The organism is Thiothrix eikelboomii (assembly GCF_900167255.1).
GTDB lineage: Bacteria > Pseudomonadota > Gammaproteobacteria > Thiotrichales > Thiotrichaceae > Thiolinea > Thiolinea eikelboomii.
This window is the reverse complement of the sequence record NZ_FUYB01000012.1, coordinates 21,645-45,128: the sequence shown is the minus strand read 5'-3', so window position 1 is coordinate 45,128 and position 23,484 is coordinate 21,645. Positions and strand designations below refer to the sequence as shown.

At 44.6% G+C, this 23,484-nt stretch carries 15 protein-coding genes; 8 read left to right on the top strand and 7 right to left on the bottom strand.

The window, feature by feature from the left end; translation table 11 throughout:
• The first annotated feature begins 33 nt into the window (after positions 1-33).
• Together B5D50_RS12240 and B5D50_RS12235 are read left to right on the top strand one after the other, a co-directional pair.
• Positions 34-1,023, top strand: a complete 990-nt coding sequence (locus B5D50_RS12240; RefSeq protein WP_078922930.1) for a glycosyltransferase — start codon at positions 34-36, stop codon at positions 1,021-1,023.
• Positions 1,024-1,027: 4 nt separating this feature from the next.
• The gene (locus B5D50_RS12235) at positions 1,028-1,873 is read left to right on the top strand and encodes a sulfotransferase domain-containing protein (RefSeq protein WP_078922929.1); all 846 of its coding nucleotides are present in this window, start codon (positions 1,028-1,030) and stop codon (positions 1,871-1,873) included.
• Positions 1,874-1,884: 11 nt separating this feature from the next.
• Here the strand turns inward: B5D50_RS12235 and B5D50_RS12230 are convergent, their stop codons facing one another.
• The 6 genes from B5D50_RS12230 to B5D50_RS12205 are packed head-to-tail and all read right to left on the bottom strand — an operon-like array spanning position 1,885 to position 6,933.
• The gene (locus B5D50_RS12230) at positions 1,885-2,427 is read right to left on the bottom strand and encodes an Lcl C-terminal domain-containing protein (RefSeq protein WP_078922928.1); all 543 of its coding nucleotides are present in this window, start codon (positions 2,425-2,427) and stop codon (positions 1,885-1,887) included.
• A gap of 13 nt (positions 2,428-2,440) precedes the next feature.
• Positions 2,441-3,601, bottom strand: coding sequence for an Lcl C-terminal domain-containing protein (locus B5D50_RS12225; protein WP_078922927.1), 1,161 nt, complete (start codon positions 3,599-3,601; stop codon positions 2,441-2,443).
• Positions 3,602-3,604: 3 nt separating this feature from the next.
• Entirely contained in the window at positions 3,605-4,522 is a 918-nt protein-coding gene (locus B5D50_RS12220; RefSeq protein ID WP_078922926.1) for a trypsin-like serine peptidase, read from the bottom strand.
• A 58-nt stretch (positions 4,523-4,580) separates the two neighbouring features.
• Entirely contained in the window at positions 4,581-5,468 is an 888-nt protein-coding gene (locus tag B5D50_RS12215; protein ID WP_159448629.1) for a glycosyltransferase family A protein, read from the bottom strand.
• A gap of 5 nt (positions 5,469-5,473) precedes the next feature.
• The gene (locus B5D50_RS12210; protein ID WP_078922924.1) at positions 5,474-6,217 is read right to left on the bottom strand and encodes a hypothetical protein; all 744 of its coding nucleotides are present in this window, start codon (positions 6,215-6,217) and stop codon (positions 5,474-5,476) included.
• A 5-nt stretch (positions 6,218-6,222) separates the two neighbouring features.
• Entirely contained in the window at positions 6,223-6,933 is a 711-nt protein-coding gene (locus tag B5D50_RS12205) for a sulfotransferase family protein (protein ID WP_159448628.1), read from the bottom strand.
• Positions 6,934-7,044: 111 nt separating this feature from the next.
• Between B5D50_RS12205 and B5D50_RS12200 the strand changes: the two genes are divergently transcribed.
• The 4 genes from B5D50_RS12200 to B5D50_RS12185 all read left to right on the top strand — a co-directional run bounded on the left by B5D50_RS12200 (position 7,045) and on the right by B5D50_RS12185 (position 12,301).
• Complete coding sequence (locus B5D50_RS12200) at positions 7,045-7,743, top strand: PulJ/GspJ family protein (protein ID WP_159448633.1); 699 nt, start codon at positions 7,045-7,047, stop codon at positions 7,741-7,743.
• A gap of 75 nt (positions 7,744-7,818) precedes the next feature.
• Positions 7,819-9,693 carry a glycosyltransferase family 2 protein gene (locus B5D50_RS12195; RefSeq protein WP_159448627.1) on the top strand — a complete coding sequence of 625 codons (1,875 nt, stop codon included), beginning with the start codon at positions 7,819-7,821 and terminating at the stop codon, positions 9,691-9,693.
• 21 nt (positions 9,694-9,714) lie between these two features.
• Positions 9,715-10,686 (top strand): sulfotransferase family 2 domain-containing protein, encoded by a 972-nt coding sequence (locus tag B5D50_RS12190; protein ID WP_143594352.1) that lies wholly within the window; start codon positions 9,715-9,717, stop codon positions 10,684-10,686.
• A gap of 289 nt (positions 10,687-10,975) precedes the next feature.
• Positions 10,976-12,301: a glycosyltransferase family 2 protein gene (locus B5D50_RS12185; protein WP_143594351.1), complete on the top strand. Its 1,326-nt coding sequence runs from the start codon at positions 10,976-10,978 to the stop codon at positions 12,299-12,301.
• A 40-nt stretch (positions 12,302-12,341) separates the two neighbouring features.
• Here the strand turns inward: B5D50_RS12185 and B5D50_RS12180 are convergent, their stop codons facing one another.
• The gene (locus B5D50_RS12180; protein WP_078922918.1) at positions 12,342-13,613 is read right to left on the bottom strand and encodes a glycosyltransferase; all 1,272 of its coding nucleotides are present in this window, start codon (positions 13,611-13,613) and stop codon (positions 12,342-12,344) included.
• A 107-nt stretch (positions 13,614-13,720) separates the two neighbouring features.
• Here B5D50_RS12180 and B5D50_RS12175 point away from each other — a divergent pair, with 107 nt between their 5' ends.
• Together B5D50_RS12175 and B5D50_RS12170 are read left to right on the top strand one after the other, a co-directional pair.
• The gene (locus tag B5D50_RS12175) at positions 13,721-15,823 is read left to right on the top strand and encodes a capsular polysaccharide biosynthesis protein (RefSeq protein WP_078922917.1); all 2,103 of its coding nucleotides are present in this window, start codon (positions 13,721-13,723) and stop codon (positions 15,821-15,823) included.
• Positions 15,824-15,910: 87 nt separating this feature from the next.
• Entirely contained in the window at positions 15,911-23,482 is a 7,572-nt protein-coding gene (locus B5D50_RS12170; RefSeq protein ID WP_078922916.1) for a type I polyketide synthase, read from the top strand.
• Positions 23,483-23,484 lie beyond the last annotated feature (2 nt).

Sequence of the window (23,484 nt, the reverse complement as noted above, 5' to 3'; positions counted from 1 at the left end):
AAAGGGAGTTTTACTCCCTTTCTTCTGATTAATATGCACTTACAATTTTTAAGTAAGCTACTAAGAAAAAAAGATCAGCCCAAACAAACTGTATTCTTCCACAGGGATTATCTTCGTTTTCAGGGCGGGCATTTAAAAGTTTTTCATTATTTTCAACATCTGCAAAGTTCTGCTTCTTACCTACCACACATTTATTTTACCGAGCAATCTATTCAAGACCCGGATAATCCTTGGCAAGGATCTCAGTCTTTAGCCACTTGGCGACCAGCAGATGCAGATATTTTATTTCTAGCGGGTTTAGATTGGCAGGCTGTCTTGCAGCACCCTGAGTTTTTGCAGCACAGAGCAAACATTCCGGTGATTAATTTGATTCAGGGTTTGAGTCATGCTGAGCCTAAAGATCGTAAATATGCATTTTTGCGTGAGCGTGCGATTCGTATTTGTGTCAGTGAGCAAGTCAGCGAAGCTATTCAAGCCACAGGTCAAGTGAATGGGCCGATATTTACCATTCCCAATGGAATTGATCTTGCTAGCTTACCTAAACCGCTGGCAAAAGATAAAAAAGATTTAGATTTATTGATCGTCGCGATTAAAAAACCAGACTTAGGTTTGGCTTTAGCGCAAACTTTAGCGGATCAAACTAATAAAATTCATACGATTCACCAGCTAATACCTCGCCCAGAATTCCTCAAATTGCTCAATCGCGCTAAAACGGTGATTTGTTTGCCCCATTTGGCTGAAGGCTTTTATTTACCTGCCTTAGAAGCAATGGCTTTGGGAGCACTGGTTATTTGCCCTGATTGCAGGGGGAATCGCTCCTTTTGCATAGATCAATACACTTGTTTGCGACCCGTTTATGAGCTACCTGCTATTTTAGCAGCATTTCAGCAGGCCAAATCTTTAGATGAGCTATCCAGAAATACTTTATTGACTAGGGCCAAACAACAAGTTGCGTTGCATAGCTTAGAACACGAAGCAGAGCAATTTCTTGCTATAATGCGAGATATTTCCAAGCTTTGGTAGTGGTATGCAGCTTATTTCAGCACAACAACAAGTTATTCTCACCGGATTGCCACGCTCAGGCACTACGCTCACTTGCCATTTACTGAATAAACTGCCGAATTCTGTGGCCTTACACGAGCCATTAATACCTTTAGATTTAGCGGGTTATGAGCGTGCGCAGTTAGTCGAGTTTATTCTGGAGTATTTTTCTGCGCAACGTCGGCAAATTTTACAAACCGGTACAGCAGTCAGTAAAAGTTTTGGTGGGCAAGTGCCGGATAATCCAATGGCAGGTTTTGATCCGATTACAGGCAAACGGATTCGAGTATTAGACGGGCGTTTGGTAGAGATTAATAAGCCGTTAGAGCCAGATTTTTGCTTGGCTATTAAGCAGCCTGCTTTTTTTACCGCTATTTTAAAGGATTTAGTCACAACAGACTCACTGCGTTGTTTTGCACTGATTCGCAATCCTTTAGCGGTTTTATTATCTTGGAATAGCGTTGAAATGCCCGTTTCACGAGGTAGAGTGCCGGCGGCTGAAGCCTTTGCACCGGAATTGAAACTCAGTTTAGAGCAAATTGAAGGTGTCTATGATCGGCAAGTTTTGTTATTAGATTGGTTCTTTCAACAATATCTTACTTATTTGCCAGCTAAACAAATTTTATTTTACGAAGCTACGATTAATACAGCAGGTAGGTCGTTGGCAGTGATTAATCCATTGGCTAATCAGCTAACAGAAACTTTATACTCAAAAAATAATAATAGTTTATATAATGCTGCCTTAAAGCAAACTTTCTTAGATAAGCTCCTGAGTAAAACTGAAGGAGCTTTTTGGCATTTTTATACAGAAGAGCAGTTAATGAGTATTTAAGAGTATTTAAATTAATTAGGATCGCGTACTAACCGTGCAAAATAATAATCGTACTTATAATTCATACTATTTTGCCCATAGTTAAAGCGCACACTCCAAGCATATTCATTTCCACCAATATAGGGTGTTGCTGACCAAAAAATACCTGCGGGCGTGCTAGGAAATACACTCAGATTAATAGCGGGCCCATAACAAGCATTTTCAATAATCGAAGACAGCTCTTTAATATTAGGTAAGCGCCAATTAACTGAGCCAGCAAACCCACCACTGCTATTGGTCGTATTGGCAAGTTCAAGTGCTTCGCGCCAATTGTATTGAATAACTGTCCCATCACCAACAAGACAGCTATTGCTACTGGCTTCCCAGCGTTGCCCTTCAGCGCATTTTTTCCAAATCAGTTTAGTTTTGAGGTCAGTAACCGTTCCATCCTGATTATCAGTAAACTGAGAGCTAGGTGTGGTTTCGGTGATTAAACCGATTTTGCAGGGTTGATAGTTTGCTAAAGCATAAATAGGGGTCAGTATTAGCGTTAATACCCAAGCGAGTTTATTCATTCTTAAATTGCCATTAATGATGTACTAAGCGAACAGGATAGTTATAATGTTTTTCCCAAGGGCTGCCGCCACCATATTGAAAGTTAATCGTCCAAACCTGCTTATTTAAATAAGCATAGGGGACAGAAGTCCAGTAATAATTAGTCTGTATCAGGGGGAAATAAGCGGTATCAATCCGAGGTGAGTTCTGATAGTCGACGATCGAGTTTAATTCTTCACGAGTAGGTAAACGCCAGTTATTGGCCCCGCAATAGCCGGTTTGATTGACTCGAGTAACAAACGCTTTCGTGTTGCAATAACTGGTGTTATTGCCATTTGTAAACCCTGAGCAGGTCTGATCAGAGCGTGTCGGATCATAGTCAGTCGCTTTTTCATAGCCGGGTAAACCGCCATTGCCTAAGCGTGGATCCGATTCATACCAGACAAAGCTATCATCTTTATCATGCAGGCCGCCATCGTCAGTTTTTAATTCCCAAACTAAGCCTGTGATCTGATCTTTGACGCAAGTCCATTGGCTAGCAGAGTGGGCGAGGGCTGCTCCTGATGCATCTAGCTTGATAAAACTAAAGCCTTTGCTGCCATCGCTATCATCGGCTGCACTCAAATCACGGCCATAGTTGCCATCTTGCCCACTGGGTACAGGGTCGCCATTACTGTCGGTGAGGAGTTGGCAAACGACATTATTATGACTGACACCGCTGTAACCTCTCGCATAGTCGCCACACAGCGTAACTCCAGTGTCATTGATTTTAGTTAGGCTCTCAACCGAAGGTGGTGGAGTGATGGGCTTGGGTTTGATCGTGATGAATGTATGGTCAGCAGCTTTGGCATTTTTGGGATCGACCGCTGAAAAAATGAGCATTATTTTGACGGCTTTATTCGTCGCGGGGGCGATAAAACTAGCCGTTAAACTTGTTGGGTTGGTGATAGTAAAACTAGCCAGATTTCTAGCCTTATACTTCCACTGGTAGCGGAGTGCTTCACCTTCTGGATCGAGTGCATTTGCGGTTAAAGTGACTAAATCCCCAGCATAAACAGTTTGATTAATACCCGCATCAACAACTGGCTTGGCATTCAGTGCCGCAGCCGAGGCATTCGATAGGCTAAACAGGGTGAATAGAGAACAAGCCCAAGCCCATCGCTTTGAGCTAGCCCAATAGCAGATTTTATTCATAATTTATTGTGCGTTTTTCCACGTTTTTATATTTTTAAAAACTTCAGCATTGATGCGTTTGCCACGATTAAAGTTCGGTCCCCCATAGGTGTGGATCGCAAAAGCTAACATACGTTTACCAGCATCATACCAAACAGGAGCACCACTCATACCTGAATAAGTGTCATTTTTATAATAAACCCAGTTAGAATTTTCTTTTTTGATGCTATCAAAACTAACCCATTGCCCTAGCGGTTTGTCGCCCGGATAACCATCTAGGATGGCTGGGAGATTTTTGGTCGTTGCAGCGGCGGCAAAGCCTAACCAACCGGTGGCTTGACCGACTTGGCAATTAAGTTTAATTGCACCGTAATCATATTCAGTTTTACTGCTTAAAGCCCAGCCTTCGGTTGTGTATAAGCGTTTAGCGGTACAACTGCCATAAGCAGTATTAATCCCATCATGGCCGGGGTAGATAGTATAATCGCTCAGATTATACCATGAGCCTGTGCTCCCTCGATGCACACAATGCCCTGCGGTGATGACTGTATCTGCACCTACCATCCAACCAGTACAACGAGCACTACCTAGGGTAATGAGGGTAATAGCTCGATAAGGATAAACCGCAGGCTTTAGTTGAACTCTAGTATCTAGACCTAACACGGCGCGTGGTGTGGAGTTAACTGCTGCATTCGGTACGGCGGGAGCTAGGCGTGCAATGGTTGGTAGCTCGGCTGCTGTGAGCGCCTTAGTATCAACCCCTAATGCTGGTAAGGAGGCGGTATTGCCCGTACCCACATAGCCATTATCAATTAAATTGCCACTGACCACTGCGGGTTCAGGGAGACTGCCATCATTAGCAAGCGTATCACTATCGGCTGCAAAGACCTGAAGAGGGGTAGTGGCTAAAGTGGCAGCAAGCCAAAATTTTAAATTGTTCATACTTAGAGGATGTGCAGAGACTTAGTGAATTGAAGTCACATCATAGGCCATCTGCTAATCAAAGAAAAGCACGTGCTTCCGGCGGAAAATTACCCAAATAGGTGGGGGGAGTGAAGCTGGTTTTAAAACTTTGCTGGCGAATTTGCGCATATTCAGCGGCCATTTGCTCCCAAGGGTGCTCTGCAAAGCTGACATTGGTTGCTACCCCACCATGAAATTGATGAAAAGTCGCTTCACCGAGTAATAAAATGGGATAAAAACGCTCATTTTCGTGAATTCGATTAAAGAAATCTAAGTTGGCTAGACCTCCGCCTCGACTGGTGAAAGCCTCATCGAAGCCGCCTATTTGTAAATAATCACTTTTCTTTAAGCAAAAGCAATTGCTCTCTGCAAACTGAGAAAAAAAGCCATTGCCGCTCGAGAGGGCGGTGCTAGCAATCGTAAACAGTTGATAGCCATGATGTTGCCAATCAACAGAGGCTAATAAGGCATCTTCCACTTGTTGGTTATAACCTTCTTCAATGCTGAGGTTTTGTGGCTTGTTACCAAGGTGCATACTCATTGTATAAATAAATGGGTGGGCATGCAGCTTGGCAGCCTGCAAGCTCAAACTTAAAATCTGCGGTGATAAAATGCGTGCTCCATCAATGCAACACATGATGAGTTCACCTCTAGCTAAGCGGGCGGCTTGATTGAGCGCTTTGCAGGGTGAGGCTGACTGTGTTGGTAAATAATGATAATGAAAATGGCTGCCAAATTGGCTTAATTGACGAGGGTTTAAGGGCTGTGAAGAACCATTGTCAATCACTAATACTTCATAGTCGCTCGCTTGAATTGCTTGCTGATAGGCGGTTGAAAGTGAATATAAAGTACGCTCAGCTTCCCGTTGCATATTGTAGAAATTGACGATCACCGACAATCGCGGGCGTGGTTGAAATAGGCGCATTAAGCTCATGATGCCCAATTAAGATAAATGTTTTGTAAGCGAGCATAGCAGTCTAGGTAGTTTTGCTCAGTGAGGGGGTAGTCTTGCAAGTGGTCGATATTGTTGGTCGAGCGCAACTGATTTTCAAAAAAAGGCGGGTCAACTGGGCTAAAACTGAGCTGACTAGCGGCACAAGCCTGTTTGAAGTTGTGGCTATACACTTCCGGTTCGACATCAAACGATAAGAGTGGAAAGGGTTGTTGCTCCCAGCAAGTCAGTAGACGCTGGTTATAGTGATACCATAAGGCCAGACCCTCCTCTAAAGGCGTGCCATTGCGTTTCTGCAAGGATAGGGCAACGGCTAAAGGATGGCGGAAACTCCCTATATAGCGCACTACAAACTTTCCGCGTAAGCCGTCTAGCCAAAAGCTTAAATTAATCAAAGTACGTGGATCTTTGAAGCCCCATGCCTGTGCTGCTGCTTCACTCAGGGCTTGAATCAGCTGGTCACGCTGGGTTTGTTGTTGTACTGACCATTGCAGAGGTTGCTTAGGGGGGTGATCCCAACTGCCTTGATTGCTGGCAAATAGGCTTTCGTTAAGCTCCATGATCTTGGGGTTTTCACGATTACCTTTGCGGTTATGGGGATTCCATTCATGCACTTCACCGAGATGAACGCCTTGCTGCTGGAGGCTACCCGCCAAACAGCTAGTACCACTGCGGTGCATGCCTAGAATTAAAATACAGGGCTTGGGCTGAGCAATTTGCATAGAGTTTAGTCTTGAGTCCAATGGCTGAGATCTTGCTTAAGATACCGGCTGAGTGAGTGAATCTGTGGAGTATAGATGTGAATCAGCGCCTGCTTCAATGCAGGTCTAAGCTCATAACCTCGACCTTCAAAAACTTTAGCGGTTAATAGCATGGACTGTAGCTGGTTTTCAGTAAAATCAGGCAGCTCAAGATGTGCACAACAGCGTTGTAGGACGGTTACGGGTTCAGATTTAATCTGATCGTAATCGAGCAGCAGCAAATTTTCTTTAGGATAGATAGCAGTCCAATGGCGGATACAGGTTTCATAGTCGCCACGCAAGCGAGAGTTTTTCGAGTAAAAATGATCCAGAAACCACTGATCACTGGCTTCATCTAACTCCATCTGGGCGCGGGTTAGAAACATACAAGCGGCTGACCAAGCGCGATCAATCGGATTACGCAAGCTATAAATCAGTTTTAACTGGGGCAGATGCTGATGAATGACTTGAATCGTAGTGACGGGCAAGCTGGCATAAGAAGGGGTGATTTCGCCTTCGAGACGATCCGCTTGCTGAAAGAAGTTGAGGTAGTTTTGTACAGGTGACTGTGGAAACTGTTTGTCCCAATAATGTAACTCTTTAGCTTGGGGCAATTTAAGCAGTGGGTGTTGGCTGAGCATCGTATGTAGCCAAGTAGTGCCTGCTTTTTGTGCGCCGATACCAAGGAAAGCTAACATTAAAAATTCCTGCGAATAATGGCTAAGTTCGATAAGATGCTGCATCCTAACCTGCCTAGGGTTGCTGCGGCTAGCCAAGGATAGATGAGTTTAGCGATTGAGGATAGCAAGATGCATAGCAAGTTGAATAGCAAACACCGACGAGGCAAAACCCAAGGTTTTACTTTAGTGGAGCTATTGGTTGCTTTGTTTGTGTTTTCTTTAATATCGGGATTTGCCTATACCTCGATCAATACGATGGTGAAAGCAGGGGATGCGATTGAGGCGGAAATGACTGCGTTAGCGAGTCTGCAGCGAGCGATCCAAAGCCTTGAGCGCGATCTAAGGCAAAAAGTTGTCCCTGTGGTCGCGACTACAGAAACAGAGTCGATTAATCTCAGCGCTGATAACACGCAGTTAAGCTTAAAATTAGTCCCTAGTTCACAAGCTGCGCCCAACCAAGCTATCAAAGAGATTCGTTACAGTCTTAAGGGCAAAACCCTCCTCCGCGAGGTTTGGAAAAATAATAAACCTAGCACTGAGCCAGCCGATGAAGCCGTGGTGCTTTTAAAGCAAGTTGCTAGTGTCGAGTTTACGGCTTTAGATCCAGCAGCGACGAGCACAAGTCATGCTTGGCCTGCTTATTTTCAGTTAGCACTAGAGCATGAGGCTTTAGGTTCGATTAAAAGAACAGTGTATTTTGGTGTTAAACAACCAGAGTTAAACTTCAGTTCTTTAGCTGAAAGTCCACCAGGCGGTAACGACAATGGCAATGATGATGGTTCTTTACCAGGCAAACCTTGTCCAGGTGCTACTAATCCAAACTGCTAAAGTCCATTACTTAAAATGATTAAATTAATTTATAAAGCAGCTAAGCCCTATCTTTACCCTAATCTAGCTCGAAGCATGACTAAACGACAGGGAGAGCGGGGTGATTATTATTCAACTCAAGTTTTAAGCCTCGTTCATGCTTTTAAGGCCGGTTGGTATATGCTTGAATTACAAGCTAATGGTTGTTTTGAGCTGGCTCAGCTTGAATTTCGTTTTGAGAATAAGCAAGGCTTGCCTTTTCCTATTCGTGCTAACAAACTGATGAAAAGAATCATCTACTTAGCCAATCCTGCTGGGCAGTTAGAGCTGGATTTTAAAGTGTATGGTGAAGGGCGATTAACTCAGCTGCGTTTAGTGCCAATTAAAGCCAGCTTTGCACAAGACCGTATGTTGCAGCGTTTATTAGCTGATCCTTTGGCGAATCAGGCAAGTTTGCTGAGCAAGCTCAAGCAAAGAGCTGCACTCAAGCATGTTGAACTGAATCAAGTGATATTTGCAGCGTATAATAAATTATTTTGCCAAACGACTGAGGCGGACTATCATTATTGGATTGAAGAACTTGAATTAGACTTAATCAAAAAATTTGAATGTCTTAGTCAAACTAATGATAGTACTTATGTAGAAACAGATTACCAGTGTCTGCTAGCATCTGACTGCACCCTCTATCCAAGTTCCAAAACTCTGCTAATGAAATTTCTAAATCAGCATCCTGAGGCCGTTTTGGTTTATCCTGATCAGGATCTAATTGATGATTATGGAAATCGTTCTAAACCTTGGTTTAAAACCGCATGGAATTATGATTTATTTTTAAGTCAGGATTATATTTCTAGTGGTTTTGTCTGCAAAGCAGCTTGGTATGCAGAACATCAGGCTTTATTTACAAATTTAGGCACGCAGCAAGCCTTAGCCATCTTATTACCAAGCATGACTGCCCAACAAATTCTACATCTGCCTTTGGTTTTAGTCCATCAATTGAGTTCAGCTGCAAATCACGCTGGTTTCGATGTAAACTATGCTTTGGAGCGAGCGCACCTATTAAAATCGAGAATCTTGGGTTTGGAAGCAGTCAAGGCTAATCAAGCAGGCTTAGTGTTTGATTTTAAAATTCCTGAACCTAAGCCTTTAGTGAGTTTAATTATTCCTACGAGAAATAAACTCACTATTCTTAAGCCTTGTGTCATGAGTATTTTAGAAAAAACCAGTTATGAAAATTATGAAATTCTCATTTTAGATAATCAAAGTTCGGATCAGGATATTTTAGCATGGTTTACTGAGATTCAAGCTAATCCTCGAGTCAGAGTGTTAGCGTATAATCATCCTTTTAATTATTCAGCGATTAATAATTTTGGTGTTCAACAAGCCCGAGGTAGCATTATTGGCTTGATTAATAATGATGTTGAGGTTATTGCTGGTGCGTGGTTAAGTGAAATGGTCGCGCATGCCTGTCGTGAAGAGATAGGTTGTGTGGGAGCTAAGCTCTATTATTCAAATGGGCAGATTCAACACGCTGGAGTGATTTTAGGTTTGGGGCATGTCGCTGGGCATGCACATCGTTTTGCAGGGCATGATTCAGCAGGTTATTATCAGCGTCTGCAATTGGTACAAAACTACTCGGCGGTCACTGGGGCTTGCTTGTTGGTTCGGCGTGCACTGTATGAGCAAGTCGGTGGCTTGAATGAGCATGATTTGCCAGTCGCGTATAATGATGTTGATTTTTGTCTGCGGGTGCGTGCCTTAGGGTATCGGAATTTGTGGACACCCCATGCAGAGTTGTATCATCACGAGTCGGTGAGTCGTGGTGAGGATGATACCCCTGAAAAGAAGGCGCGTTTTGACAAAGAGGTGGCTTATATGCGTACCACTTGGTCGAAAGAGCTTGAAGCTGATCCTTGTTATAATCCCAATTTGTCTAGACTACGTGAAGATTTTTCTTTACGTGAAGTTTTCTAATTTAACCGTAATGTTTTTGCTTTGGAGTTCGACTTAGTGGCTCGCCTTCCGCTCGAAAATGCTTATTTATTTGTCCATATTCCCAAAACCGCAGGGACTAGTTTCCGTGATTCTTTAGAAAGGATTTTTGGAGAGGGTCTCTATTGTGATTATGGCCTTGATGAAGCCACCACCAGTCCTGCAGTTATAGAATATATTCATAAAAGAAAGGCCTACCCTGAGTTTGGCGCTTTTTTAGCAGAGCAAAAGCAGTTAATTTGTTTATCTGGACATTATCCGATTAAAAAGTACGGTCCATTTTTTTATAGCAAACATATTATTATGTTTGTGCGTGACCCCATACAAAGAACAATCTCACAATACGAGCATATCCGTAGAGTAGAGGGGGCTACAGAGTCTTTAGAGTCGTTTTGTTCCAAGCCAGCGCACATGAATTTACAAACTAGAAATATAGGGCGTATGCCGTTTAGTTTGATCGGTTTTATAGGTCTACAAGAATTTTATCGAGAGTCTTTGCAATTGCTTAGGTCACAACTGGGTTTGCAAGTTCAAGAATCCTTTCTTAATATCAACGAGCAGCGTCCTGCAGTTAAGTATCAACCGGATAGTGAGTTACTTGCGCTGTTAGAAAAAAATAATGAACAAGATTTAATGTTATATAAAAAATTAAATGCATTATTTAAACAGCGTTATGAATTATTTACTAAAGGTCAGCCCTATATGCATGGCGTGGCTAATGTCCTGAGTAATAACCGTCTGACAGGCTGGGTTTTTAATCCCAGTAGTGAAGAGCCAGTTGAAGTGACTCTGTGGGTAAATGGTAAAGAGCAGGGGCAAGCTTTGGCTAATGATTATCGACATATGTTGCGCGAATGGAATGTTAATCGTCAAGCTTATGTTGGTTTTGAGTTTTCGGTAAAAAATTTATCCACTCATGACCATATTGAGTGTCGAGTGAGTGAAACGAATCAATTGCTACCAACCCTAAACTAACACTAACCGGAATGATCACTTGTTATTGGCTAGCCTGAGTCAGTTTTTAATTTATAGGAAACAGTTTAAGCGCCTGACTAAAGAGTTAAGCTTCAGAAAAAATTGTGAAACGGCGCAGTGTAGATTTTTTTATTTAAAACGCTGGCTATTAAAAGTAGCTAACCTGACTCAGCTAACTCCACAGCAGTTAGTCGCTGCTTTTTATAAGATAACTCAACAGCAAGGTATTGATCAGGCAGATTACCAGTTATGGTTAGCTTGCCAACCGCAGTCAGTATTCAGTGACTCTATGGATACACAGGACTTCATAAGCTTGTTGGGTAAAGGTGATCAATTAAATCCTGAATGCCAAGCCTTAATTGCTAAAACCTTTCATCTACAGCCACAGGTCTTATTAATTTATACGGATCATGATGCATTAGATTCTGCAGGGGTTCGCAGCCGTCCTTGTTTTAAACCGGATTGGAATCCTGATTTATTTTATTCGTTTAATTATTTAGGTAGTTCGGTCTTTGTTCGACGAGCTTGGTATTTAAGTTTGAATTTGCCTGCTGAGCTTGAAATCGAGGCCTTCCTCTGGCAAGTTCTGCCGAGTCTTCAGCCTCAGCAAATTGTTCATCTTCCAATGATTGGTTATCATCGCTGCCAAGCTAATTTAGCTAGCCCAAAGCTTGACTTGTCAATGCTGCAATTAGCTGGTGCAAAGGTTCAAGCCGGTCTGATCGAGCAGAGTAGGCGTTGGCTATTTCCGTTACCTAAGGCTTTACCGCAGGTTTCTTTGATTATTCCGACCAAAGACCAGTTACCCTTGTTAAAAGCCTGTATCCAAAGTATTTTAGAAAAAACTCAATATCCGCACTATGAAATTTTGATCGTTAATAATAATAGTCAAGAACCTGAAACTTTATCATGGCTAGAAAGCATTCAAAAACAAAGCTATAAAATAAAAGTCTTGGTCTATAGCCAAGCATTTAACTATTCAGCTATTAATAATTTTGCTGTCAAAAAAGCGCAAGGCAGTATTATCGGGTTAATCAATAATGATATTGAGGTGATTAATCCCGAATGGCTAACTGAAATGATCAGTCAGGCTTGCCGAGCTGAAATAGGTTGTGTTGGGGCAAAATTATATTATCCTGATGGTCGTATTCAACATGCCGGTGTGATTTTAGGCAGTGGTGGGGGCAGTGGTCATGCCCATCGTTATTATCCTAGAGAGGCTGAGGGTTATCAGGGACGCTTAAAGTTAGTGCAAAATTTTACCGCAGTGACTGGGGCTTGTTTAATAGTACGCAAGCAGCTTTACGAAGCGGTGGGTGGATTAAATGAAATAGATTTGCCGATTGCTTGGAGTGATATTGATTTGTGTTTGAAGATTAAACAATTAGGCTATAGAAATCTCTGGACACCGTATGCAGAGCTTTATCATCATGAGTCAGTGAGTCGTGGTCGAGATAAAAGCAAGGCACAGCGCCGCCGTTATCTTGCTGAAACAGCCTATATGCATCGAACTTGGCAAAGCTTAATGTATCAAGACCCTTGTTATAATCCTAATCTGACTGTGACTGGAGAGGGGTTTGGCTTAGGTTTACCTCTTCATCTTTGTCAAAATTAGATTTTGATGAGCATTTAGTTAAGACTTTATGAGCGCTTAATTAAGATTTAGCTTCTAATGAAATTAATAACTCATCTAATTTTTGTAAGTGGTCTTCCCAGCGATCTGGTAGATAAGCTTGTTTGAGTTGAGGTGGCTCAGATAAAGCGTTCAAAATCGCAGCTTTCCAAGCTAAGCCATCGAGAGGATTTAAATAAAGACTCTGTGTTCTACCACATTCTCTTAATGCAGGTAGATCAGAGCAAATAGCTTTGGTGTTTAATGTCAAGGCTTCCGCCAATGGCATGCCCCAACCTTCGGCAAAACTTGGAAATAATAAAGCTTGAGTATTTTGAATTAAGCTTAGCATTTCTTGATCATTGGCATCTTGAATTTCAATCACGGTTTGTTGCAAAGCAGGTGAGCTATCTAATAAGTGAAAAATGTGTTCGGCTTTCCAGCCACGTTTACCTAAAATGACTAATTTAGGACAATGCTCGCCTAATTCCGCAAACAGTTGCCGCCAAAGATGCAATAGCAATAAATGATTTTTGCGAGCCTCGACCGTACCAATCGTGAGGAAATAAGGTGATTGAGCGAGTGTTGCAAAACGTGAAGGAATAGGCTGTTTAGCTTGCTGAGCTGCTTTGATAAATAGCTCCTCGACACCAATGAATAATACCTGAACTTCAGGTTGTGGGAGTTGATGCTGCTGACAGTAAGCTAAAAGTTTTTGGCGAGAATCTTCGGAATTAGCCAAAATTAACCGCCCAGTAGTGGCCATCGTTTTGAGACGGCGCTGGTGCATAGCCAAGGCATTAGGATGGTTGGTGTATTCAGGAAACTCTATCGGAATCAAATCGTGTAAATAATAGAGCATATCGGCCTGGAGTTGAGTTTTGATTTGCTCATGTAAATCAATATGATGTAGTGTGCCATGCCCACTATGTAGATAAATGGGCGGCTTAGTGGAGTGACTTAAGTGGTGTCGGAGTGCTGGGTCAATCAACAACTGACGTTGTTGGCGAAAGCGGGTGGCTGGCCAGTGGCGAAGATAATCATAGGAGGTATTGATTATTGGCGCTTGTGGCAGCTTAAGGCCTTGTAGCCAACGTTTTTCTAAGGTATTGATTAGGCTGGCTGCTTGTTTAAAGGGGACTAAATAGCTCACATTCTGGCGCTGACGAAGGAAGTAGATCGGGCGTTCCTGCGCTTTTTGTAGAATAAACTGAGCATAATGGAGATCGACACGATCCACTCCCGTAGGACTAGGGCTGGTGCAACGATCTATCAGTCGATGTAAGTTGTAAATAATTGGGCGCAAAGTTGCCATGTCGATGTTTGCCAGATTGAATAGCGGCTGCAGTATACCTTGCAGCCATTGATCAATGAAGGTCTTATCTTTAAAGGTAGGTTTATGCGAGTTCGGGTGGTGAGTTTGTGGGGATAGAGCCGTTTATCAGTTGCTCAGCCAAGCTGAGCCGTCATGTGGGGCTAGAGCAATTGCTGGGCGCGCCTATTCTGTATACCAAGCAGGCCGAGCAGGTCAAAGCTCAAGCGGTTTTAGCTTGGGGACGTAAACCGAGTGCACAAAAAGCTGAACTCTTAGCAGCCCAATTAGCTTTACCCGTCCTGTATTTAGAGGATGGTTTTATCCATTCCCTCGGGCAAGGGGTGTTAGGTGCGCATGCTTTTTCTTTGGTGAGTGATCAGCGAGGTATTTATTATGATGCGACTCAAGCCTCTGATTTGGAAGTACTGCTAGCAGAGGATGCACAGGGGCGACTCAAAGAGCCGAGTTTATTAGAGCGTGCGGCTCAACTGATGCAGCTCATCACTCAGCATAAAGTTTCTAAATATAATAATGCACCCTTAGCGACTCACCCCTTAAATTTGCCCGCAGGTAAAAAAGTGTTAGTCGTTGATCAAACGGCAGGGGACATGTCGCTCAAATACGGCTTAATATCACCGCATAGTGCGGAACAGCTGGCTGAGCAGATGCTCGCGGCGGCTCTAGCGGAACACCCCGATGCTCATATTTTGCTAAAAACCCATCCCGATGTGATCGTCGGTAAAAAGCAAGGTTGCTTCCCTAAGCAATTGCAACACCCCAAAGTTCATTGGGTGAGTCAGGCGATTAACCCGTTAAGTTTGTTAGCAGAGGTCGAGCAGGTCTATGTACTGACTTCGCAATTGGGTTTCGAGGCTTTATTGATGGGGAAACAGGTGACTTGTTTTGGGATACCTTTCTATGCGGGCTGGGGCTTAACGGATGATCGGGCTGAGCCTAGTTTAATGGTGTTTCAGCGGCGTAGTCGCCAGCGCTCAGTCACGGAGGTGTTTGCGGCTGCTTATTTACTGTACTCCCGTTATCTTGATCCTGAGACTGGGATTCGCTGTGAATTAGAACGGGTAGTTGAGTATATTGCCTTACAGAACTATTATGCCGCGCTTAATGCAGGGGCTTGGTATTGCTTTGGCTTTTCGGTTTGGAAGCAAAATTACCTTCGGCGTTTTTTATATGCACCTAATACAGCATTTTATTTTGTTTGGAAAAAACAAGCCGCTCTCCAGCGAGGGTTTAATCAGGCATCACGTTTAGCAGTTTGGGGGGAAAGGGCAGCGACTGAGGTCACTAGCCTCGCAGCAGCGACACAAGTGCCGATTTGGCGAGTAGAGGATGGCTTTATTCGTTCAGTGGGTTTAGGGTCTGATTATAATCCGCCTTTATCCTTAGTGGTCGATCAGCGCGGTATCTATTATGATCCTCAGCAGCCGAGTGATTTAGAGTATTACCTACAAAACAGTGATTTTTCACCTAAATTGCTCAAACGTGCGTCCGTTTTGCGCAACAGACTGTTGCAAAATCGACTCAGTAAGTACAATCTGGGCATAGAGTCGGTAGCGGATGCAATTAAGGCAAACCAAGGTCAGCTGATTATCTTAGTGCCAGGTCAAGTTGAGGATGATGTTTCGATTCGTAAAGGCTGCTTAGACATTGCAGATAATGCTGCTTTGTTAAAAGCGGTGCGTGTAGCTCGACCGGATGCTTATGTGATTTATAAACCACATCCTGATGTAGTCAGTGGTAATCGTAAAGGTAAGGTTGAAGCTTCGCTTCTGAAGCAATACAGTGACTTAGTACTTGAAGATGCAAGTATTCCTGATTGTTTAGATGCAGTCGATGAGGTGCATACCATGACTTCGTTGGTCGGGTTTGAGGGGTTACTACGCGGTAAGCAAGTTGCCTGTTATGGTTTGCCATTTTATGCGGGGTGGGGTTTAACGATGGATCGACATGTGTTATCTAGGCGCAATCGACGGTTGAGTTTGGACGAATTAGTCGCTGCAACCTTAATTTTGTATCCACGCTATCTCAATTGGCAAACAGGGGCTTTCACCACGCCTGAGTATGCTGTTGAACTATTGCACCGCCAATTGCAGGAGCAGGGCGGCAAACAGAAAAATAAAGTTAATTGGTTCTACCGCCAAGCACGGAAAGTGGTGCATGTTTATAACGGGGTTTTCAAGTTCAGGTATTAACCCTGTAGAATGCGCCCTTGGCTTATCCTCCTGATTTTTTAGACTGTGACGATTGTGAGTAATAAAAAGACGAGTTCTCAAACCTGCATGCATGAAAAAATAGCGATTGTAGGTGTAGCTTGCCGCTTACCGGGTGGCATTGCATCTCTAGATGATTATTGGCAGGTTTTAAGTCAAGGGCAAGATGTTGTCACAGAAATTAGCCATGAACGTTTTGGTACTGAATTTTTTCAGCACCCTAACCGCAAAGCAGCGGGTAAAACGGTTACTTTTTCTGCGGGTATTTTAGACGATATTGAGCATTTTGATGCGGCCTTTTTTGGGATTTCACCGCGTGAAGCCGAACAAATGGATCCTCAGCAACGTTTGTTGCTAGAGCTTGCTTGGGAAGCCTTAGAAAATGGTGGGCAAATTCCCGAGCACTTAGCTGGTTCGGATTGTGCGGTTTATGTGGGGATTGCCAGTACCGATTATCTGAATCGACGGGTCGACGATCCTGCCTCGATGGACGCATACACGATGACGGGTAACACCGCTAGTATTGCATCCAATCGTATTTCTTATATTTTTGATTTACATGGTCCGAGTGTCTCCGTTGATACTGCTTGTTCCTCGTCGTTGGTGGCTGTTCATCAGGCTTGCCAAGCAATTCGCAGCGGCGAGGCGAGTATGGCGATTGCAGGTGGTGTCAACATGCTGTTGCATCCGTTTGCATTTGTGGGATTTTCGCAGGCCTCGATGTTGTCAGCACGAGGACGCTGTCGTACCTTTGATGCGAGTGGTGATGGCTATGTCCGTGCTGAAGGGGCTGCGGTTTTATTTTTAAAACCCTTGGCGCAAGCCGAAGCGGACGGTGACCCAATCCATGCAGTGATTTTAAGTTCGGGTATTAATGCCGATGGGAAAACTAATGGCATTACCGTACCTAGCTATAATCAGCAAGGTAAGTTACTGCGTAAGGTTTATAGTGCCGCTGATATTGATGTTAATGATCTGGTTTATCTAGAGGCACATGGTACAGGGACTTCGGTCGGTGATCCGATTGAAACTCGAGCGATTGGTGAGGTTTTAGGTCAAGCACGTCGTCCTGATCATCCCTTATTGATTGGCTCAGCTAAAAGTAATCTAGGTCATTTAGAAACGGCTTCAGGGATGGCGGGCTTATTAAAAGCAGTGTTGACGCTTGAGAAGCAAGCCTTGCCGCCTTCCATTCATATCGAAACGTTTAATCCTAAAATTGACTTTGAAGGCTTGAACTTAAAAGTAGTCACTCAGTTGACGCCCTTAAAACCCACTGAGGGTCGCCAACTGGTTGGGATAAACTCATTTGGGTTTGGGGGTGCGAATGCGCATGTCTTGATTGAGTCCTATCGTCCGGTATTAAAGCCTGCTGTAAGTGTGAACACCTCGTCAGCGTTAGCCCCTTTAATACTCTCAGCACGTAGCCCCGCTGCTTTACAAGCGATGGCGGGTCAATATGCGACTTGGCTGTCTGATGACCGCATTCAGTATCAAGATCTCGCGTGGAGCTTAGCCAAGCATCGTGCGCATTTACCACAAGGCCTAGTTTTAGCCGCCCAAACTCGAGCAGAGGCGATCAGTACGCTGCAGCAGTATGCTGAGGGGAAAAAGAATTTAGCGCATTTAACTGAAGGACGGTTATTAGAAAAAAATACGCCGTTAGCTTTAGTCTTTTCTGGGAATGGCTCGCAGTGGCAGGGTATGGGGGCTGTCTTATTTGAGCAGGATCCTATTTTCCGTGCAGCTATTGAAGAGCTGGACCAACTTTTAAAACCTTATGCCGATTATTCTTTAATTGCCGAGTTACAAGCGAGTCCAGAACAATCACGCTTATCGCTGACTGAAATTGCACAGCCATTATTATTTGCTTTGCAAGTTGGCTTAGTTCGGGTTTTGCAAGCGCAAGGGATCAAGATTCATGCCACGTTGGGTCATAGCGTTGGTGAGGTAGCGGCGGCTTGGGCGGCAGGGGCTTTATCCCTAGAACAAGCGGTGCGGGTTATTTATGAGCGTAGCCAAGCTCAGGCTAAGACACGTGGTCAGGGCAGAATGGCTGCTGCGAGTCTCGGTTTGGAGAAGATGCAAGCCAAATTAAAGGCTTTAGGCTTGGAGGCTCGCGTGGAAATTGCCGGAGTGAATAGTCCTCATGCAGTGACCTTATCCGCAAGTCTCGCTGATCTTGAAACGCTCAAAGCGGTTTTTGAGCAAGATAAGGTATTCTTCCGTATTCTCGACTTAGATTATGCCTTCCATAGTCATTGGATGGACAGTACACAAGCTGACTTGCTAAGCGCTTTAGAGGGTTTGCAGCCACTGAATGCAGATACCGGCATTCAATTTGTCTCTACGGTTTATGGGCGTGTCATGGCTGGTTCTGAATTAAAAGCCGACTATTGGTGGCAGAATATTCGCCAGCCTGTCGCCTTTGAAGCAGGCATGAATCTATTATTAGATAGCGGTGTCAAACTTTTCCTAGAAATAGGCCCCCACCCGATTCTGCGTAGTTATATCAATGAATGCATGAGCGCTAAATCGGTGGAGGGTAGTATTTTAGCGAGTGATCAACGGCAGGCTGAAACGGCGGTTACTGCCAAGCAAGCGGCTTATCGGGCATGGTTAGCGGGTTGTCCGCTTGAGTTAACTCAATTATTGCCAGACGGTGGTCGTTTCATTCCCTTGCTATCTTATCCGTGGCAACGTGAGCGTTATTGGTATCCCTTGACGAATGAAGGCCCTAATCTTGTCAATCGCCAACTTAGCCATCCTTTATTAGGTTATCGCCTCAAAGATGCAGATGCGACTTGGGAAAATCAGCTCGATACAGCCAAGCTCCCTTATTTAGCGGATCATCGAGTGGATGGTGCGGTGATTATACCAGCGGCTGCGTATGTGGAAATGGCCTTAGCCGCCTCAGCCCAATGGCAGCAACAGCAAGCCACCCATAGTTTAGAAAATTTTGAGATTCATGCACCGATTATGTTGGACGAGGGTGCTAGCAAGATGGTGCGCCTAAGGCTACAAACCGCCGATGGTAGTTTCACAATCAGTAGTCGTGATCGTTTAAGTGATACGCCTTGGACGGTGAATGTGGTGGGGCGTTTGACCGGATCGGTCTTAAAAGATGCGCTTGAGGTCGCTCAGCTCGCTCAACCGCCCAACACTCAAGCGGCGATTAGTGCTGAAGTGCATTATCAATTAGCTGAAGCGGTGGGTTTAAGCTATTTAGAGGCGTTTCAAGGGGTTAAGCAAGTTTGGGTCAAGGGTCAAGCCGCTCTTGCTGAGCTAAAGATTCCAGCAAAAATTGAAGCTGGTTTTGCTAAGCATTTATTGCACCCCGCTTTGCTTGATGCTGGCTTCCAAGTTTTAGTGGATATTTTCCAACAGGATATTCAACAAGGGCAGTTTGCTGCACTGATTCCAATTCAAATCGCTAAGCTCAATTTATTTGAGTCGGCAGCGCGCATCACTCATTTACAGATTAAGCTCAAAAAACAAAGCCCCCGCTCGGTGTTGGCTGATTTTATTTTATGGGATGAACAAGGTGCGGTAGTGGCTGAGCTAATCAATTGCCGCTTCCGTGCCGTGCAGTTTGCGCGTCATCAAAAAGCCGAGCCGGAGCTGTATGAGTTTATCAAAGTTCCACAACCTTTAGTTACAGGCCTTGAGTTAGCACCTCAGGTTGAGTTGCAAGCTGTAGTCCAAGTAGCTCAGCAGGCTTTAGCGAGCCAAGAAGCTAATCTGCAGCGCCAAAAGCATTTCACGCAAATAGCGCCTTTATTTGAAGTGTTAGCAACGGCTTTTGCTTGGGAGACTATGGTCAAGCTGTTTGCTGATTCGGTTGAGCCACTTTCCATCCAAGACTTACAAACCTCGCAGAGGATCGTGGAGGCACAACTACCTTTATTACGCCGTTTATTGGCTATCCTTGAAGAAGATGGTCTAGCTGAACAAGAGCAGGGGTACTGGCAATTAGTGGATCAGGCAGACTTGCCCGCTGCTCAGGATATTTGGTTAGCAATTTTGGGTGATTCACCTGCTCATGTTCCCGAGTTAGTCTTATTAGGTCGTTGTGGTGAGCATTTAGTCGAGCTATTGCAGGGTAAGTTAGAGCCAAGCGAACTATTACAGCCCGCTAAAAGTAGTAGTTATGAGCATTGGTTGGCCAGTTCGCCGAGTTTCCGTGCCAGTAATTTAGCGCTGGCAGCGATGGTTAAGCAGTTAGCACGGACTTGGCCTGCTCATCAGCGTTTGCGTATTTTAGAGTTAGCGGGTGATCGTGGTGCTTTAACCGAGTTACTATTACCCGTTTTGTCGAGTGCGCAGGTTGATTATGTCTTTTGTGATGCAGATGCTGGCAAGGTAGCTCAAGCGCAGGATGAGTTTGCGGGCTTTAATGAGTTCTCAGCACGAGTTATTGCGGCTGAGTTCACCAGTGAGCAAGCTCAGGCTTTAGTAGAGCAAGGTCAGTTTGATCTCATTCTCAGTGCGCAAGCGTTAGCAGATTGGGGCGATCTTGAGCAATGGCTACCGCGTCTACAATTATTGGCCAAACCTCAGGCTTTATTGCTATTAGCTCAAGCGCAAACCAGTCGCTTCTTAGATTTAACGCAAGGTTTGCAGCCTGATTGGTGGCTGCCTGTTGATGAGTTCGGTGGCCAAGCTTTTGTGCCACGTCTGCATACGGTGCAGGAATGGCAAGCACTACTGAGCCAGCAACCCTTTAAGCAGATTCAAATTCATTTCGAGCCTCAGGATCAGGAGCAGGCAGCGGGTAGTTTCATCGTGGCAGCCCAGTTTAGTCATGAGGCTGTGCCGCATAAGCCTAAAGTCGCTAACCAGCAGTGGTTAATTTTAGCCGATGAATCAGGCTATTCAGCAGATTTAGCTCATGCCCTCCAAGATAGTTTATTAGGCTATGGTCAACAGGTAGACCTACAAACCGAAGTAGCCTTAGATCTAGATCAAGCAGTTGATCATATTGTTCAGCTACAGGGGCTAGATTTTAGCACAGCAGCGGATTTAATGGCTCTGCAAGAGCAGCGTTGTGTGAGTACCTTAAGTTTGGTACAAGCGTTAGATCAAGCAGCGGTTACCCTCTCGCAGTTATGGTTAGTGACAGCTGGGGCGATGGAAGTAACTCAGCCAGCCCAAGCACCTTTATGGGGTTTGGGGCGGGTGTTGATGAATGAACATCCTGACTTAAATATTAAACTGATCGACTTGCAACAGCTGCCTTCTCCCACGGAGGCCGCTAAACTCTTATTACACGAATATTTATATGCTGAGAGCGAGGATGAAGTTTTAGTCTCTGCTGCTCAGCGCCAAGTACTGCGTTTACATAAAACTCATTTAAGTCTTAAGGCAGCCACTCAGACGACGCTACCTGCCTTGGCGCTCGATTTCACCTCACCTGGGTTATTAAAACATCTATATTGGCGTGAATTACCTGCACAACAGTTAGCAGTGGATGAAATTGAGATCCTGCCTAAAGCAGCAGGTTTGAATTTTCGTGATGTCATGTATGCGATGGGCTTACTCTCGGATGAGGCGGTAGAAAATGGATTCGCGGGCGCTTCTTTGGGGATGGAGTTAGCTGGGGTTGTGACGCGAGTAGGGTCTGCAGTGACTGATTTTAAAGTCGGTGATGCAGTGATTGGTTTTGCTCCAGCCTGTTTTAGTACTCGTGTTATTACGCGCACGACTGCCGTAGCGCATAAGCCTAGCATTTGGACGGATGAGGAAGCAGCGACCATCCCCACGACTTTCTTTACGGTTTATTATGCGCTGCAACATTTAGCCCAACTTGAACCCGGTGAGCGCATTTTAATTCATGGCGCTTCAGGTGGGGTGGGTTTGGCAGCGATTCAATACGCACGCTATCGCGGTGCAGAGGTTTTTGCCACGGCAGGTACGGATGAGAAACGTGATTTTGTGCGCTTGATGGGCGCAGATCATGTCTTAGATTCACGCAGCCTAAAATTTGCTGAAGAGGTACTGCGCCTTAGTCAAGGGCAAGGGGTTGATGTTGTGCTGAACTCTATTTCGGGTGAGGCCATCAATCGCAATCTTAGCATTTTGCGTCCTTTTGGGCGTTTTCTCGAGTTGGGTAAACGCGATTTTTATGAGAATAGCAAAATTGGCTTGCGCCCTTTCCGTAATAATATTGCCTATTTTGGGATTGATGCTGATCAATTACTGATAGAGCGCCCTCGGTTAGCAGGGCGTTTGTTCCAAGAAATGATGGACTTGTTCCAATCCGGTGTGTTGCGTCCTTTACCCCATCGAGTTTTTCCTGCGCAGCGGATTCAAGACGCTTTCCGGTATATGCAGCAGTCACGGCAAATCGGTAAAGTAATCGTATCTTTTGAAAGTGAGTCATTAAAACCGACTTTCCCAAGCCAAATAGTCGCTCGCTTAACACTAAAAGCAGAAGCGAGCTATTTAGTGACCGGTGGTTTAAGTGGTTTTGGCTTAAAGACAGCGGCTTGGTTAGCCGAGAAAGGGGCAAAAACCTTAATTTTATTGAGTCGTAGTGGTCAAGCTCCAGCGGAGGATCAAGCGGCTTTGCTAGCTTTACAAGCCCAAGGTATCCGTTGTGTGAGCTATGCTTGTGATGTGGCGGATCAAGTAGCTTTGGCTAAAGTCCTGACTGAAGTTCAAGCTAAGTTACCTCCCTTAGCGGGCGTGATTCATGCTGCGATGGTTTTGGATGATGTGATTGTGCGGAATATGAGTGCTGCTAGCTTCCGTAAAGTCTTAGCCCCAAAAATGCTAGGTGCATGGAATTTACATCAGCTAACTGCAGGACTGGATTTAGATTTCTTGGTGTTGTATTCATCCGTTACGACTTATTTAGGTAACCCCGGTCAGGCGAATTATGTAGCGGCTAATCTGTTTTTAGAGTCATTAGCACACTATCGGCGTGAGCAAGGACTACCAGCAGTTTATGCTGCTTGGGGGCCGATAGCCGATGCGGGTTATCTCACTCGTAATGAAGCCGTTAAAGATGCTCTTCAAACTCGTTTAGGTGGGGCGGCGCTGACGACCCAACAGGCTTTAGCGGTGTTAGAACAGTTGTTGCAGACCGAACAAACTGGGGTCGCTGTTGTAAATTGGGACTGGGCTGTATTACAGCGAGTCATGCCGAATGCTCGTTCAGCAAAGTTCAGTGAATTGCAGCGTGCGGTCGCCAGTGGGGATGATGCGGATCAAGCCAAAGATATTCATGAAATGATTGCAGGTTTAAGCCCTGAAGCGACGCAGGCTCTGATTACTGAGCTGTTATTAGCTGAGGTAGGGCATATTTTGCGGTTACCAGCGGATAAACTCTCAGCGGATAAATCAGTATTTGATTTAGGCATGGATTCTTTAATGGGGATGGAATTAGTACTCGCGATTGAGGAGCGTTTTAAAGTACGCTTGCCAGTGATGGCACTCACTGAAGGCGCAACGGTGAGTCGAATTGCCGAAAAAATTGTCGCACAGTTAGATCCACAGGCATCGGTTGCTGCACCGACTGAGCAGGAATTGAAACAACAAACGATAGCAGCAGTAGTAAAAAAACATGGCTCAGCGATGACTGAGGCTGAGTTAGCACAATTAGCTGCCCAATTATCGGCAGAAGAGGCGAGGAGTTAAGC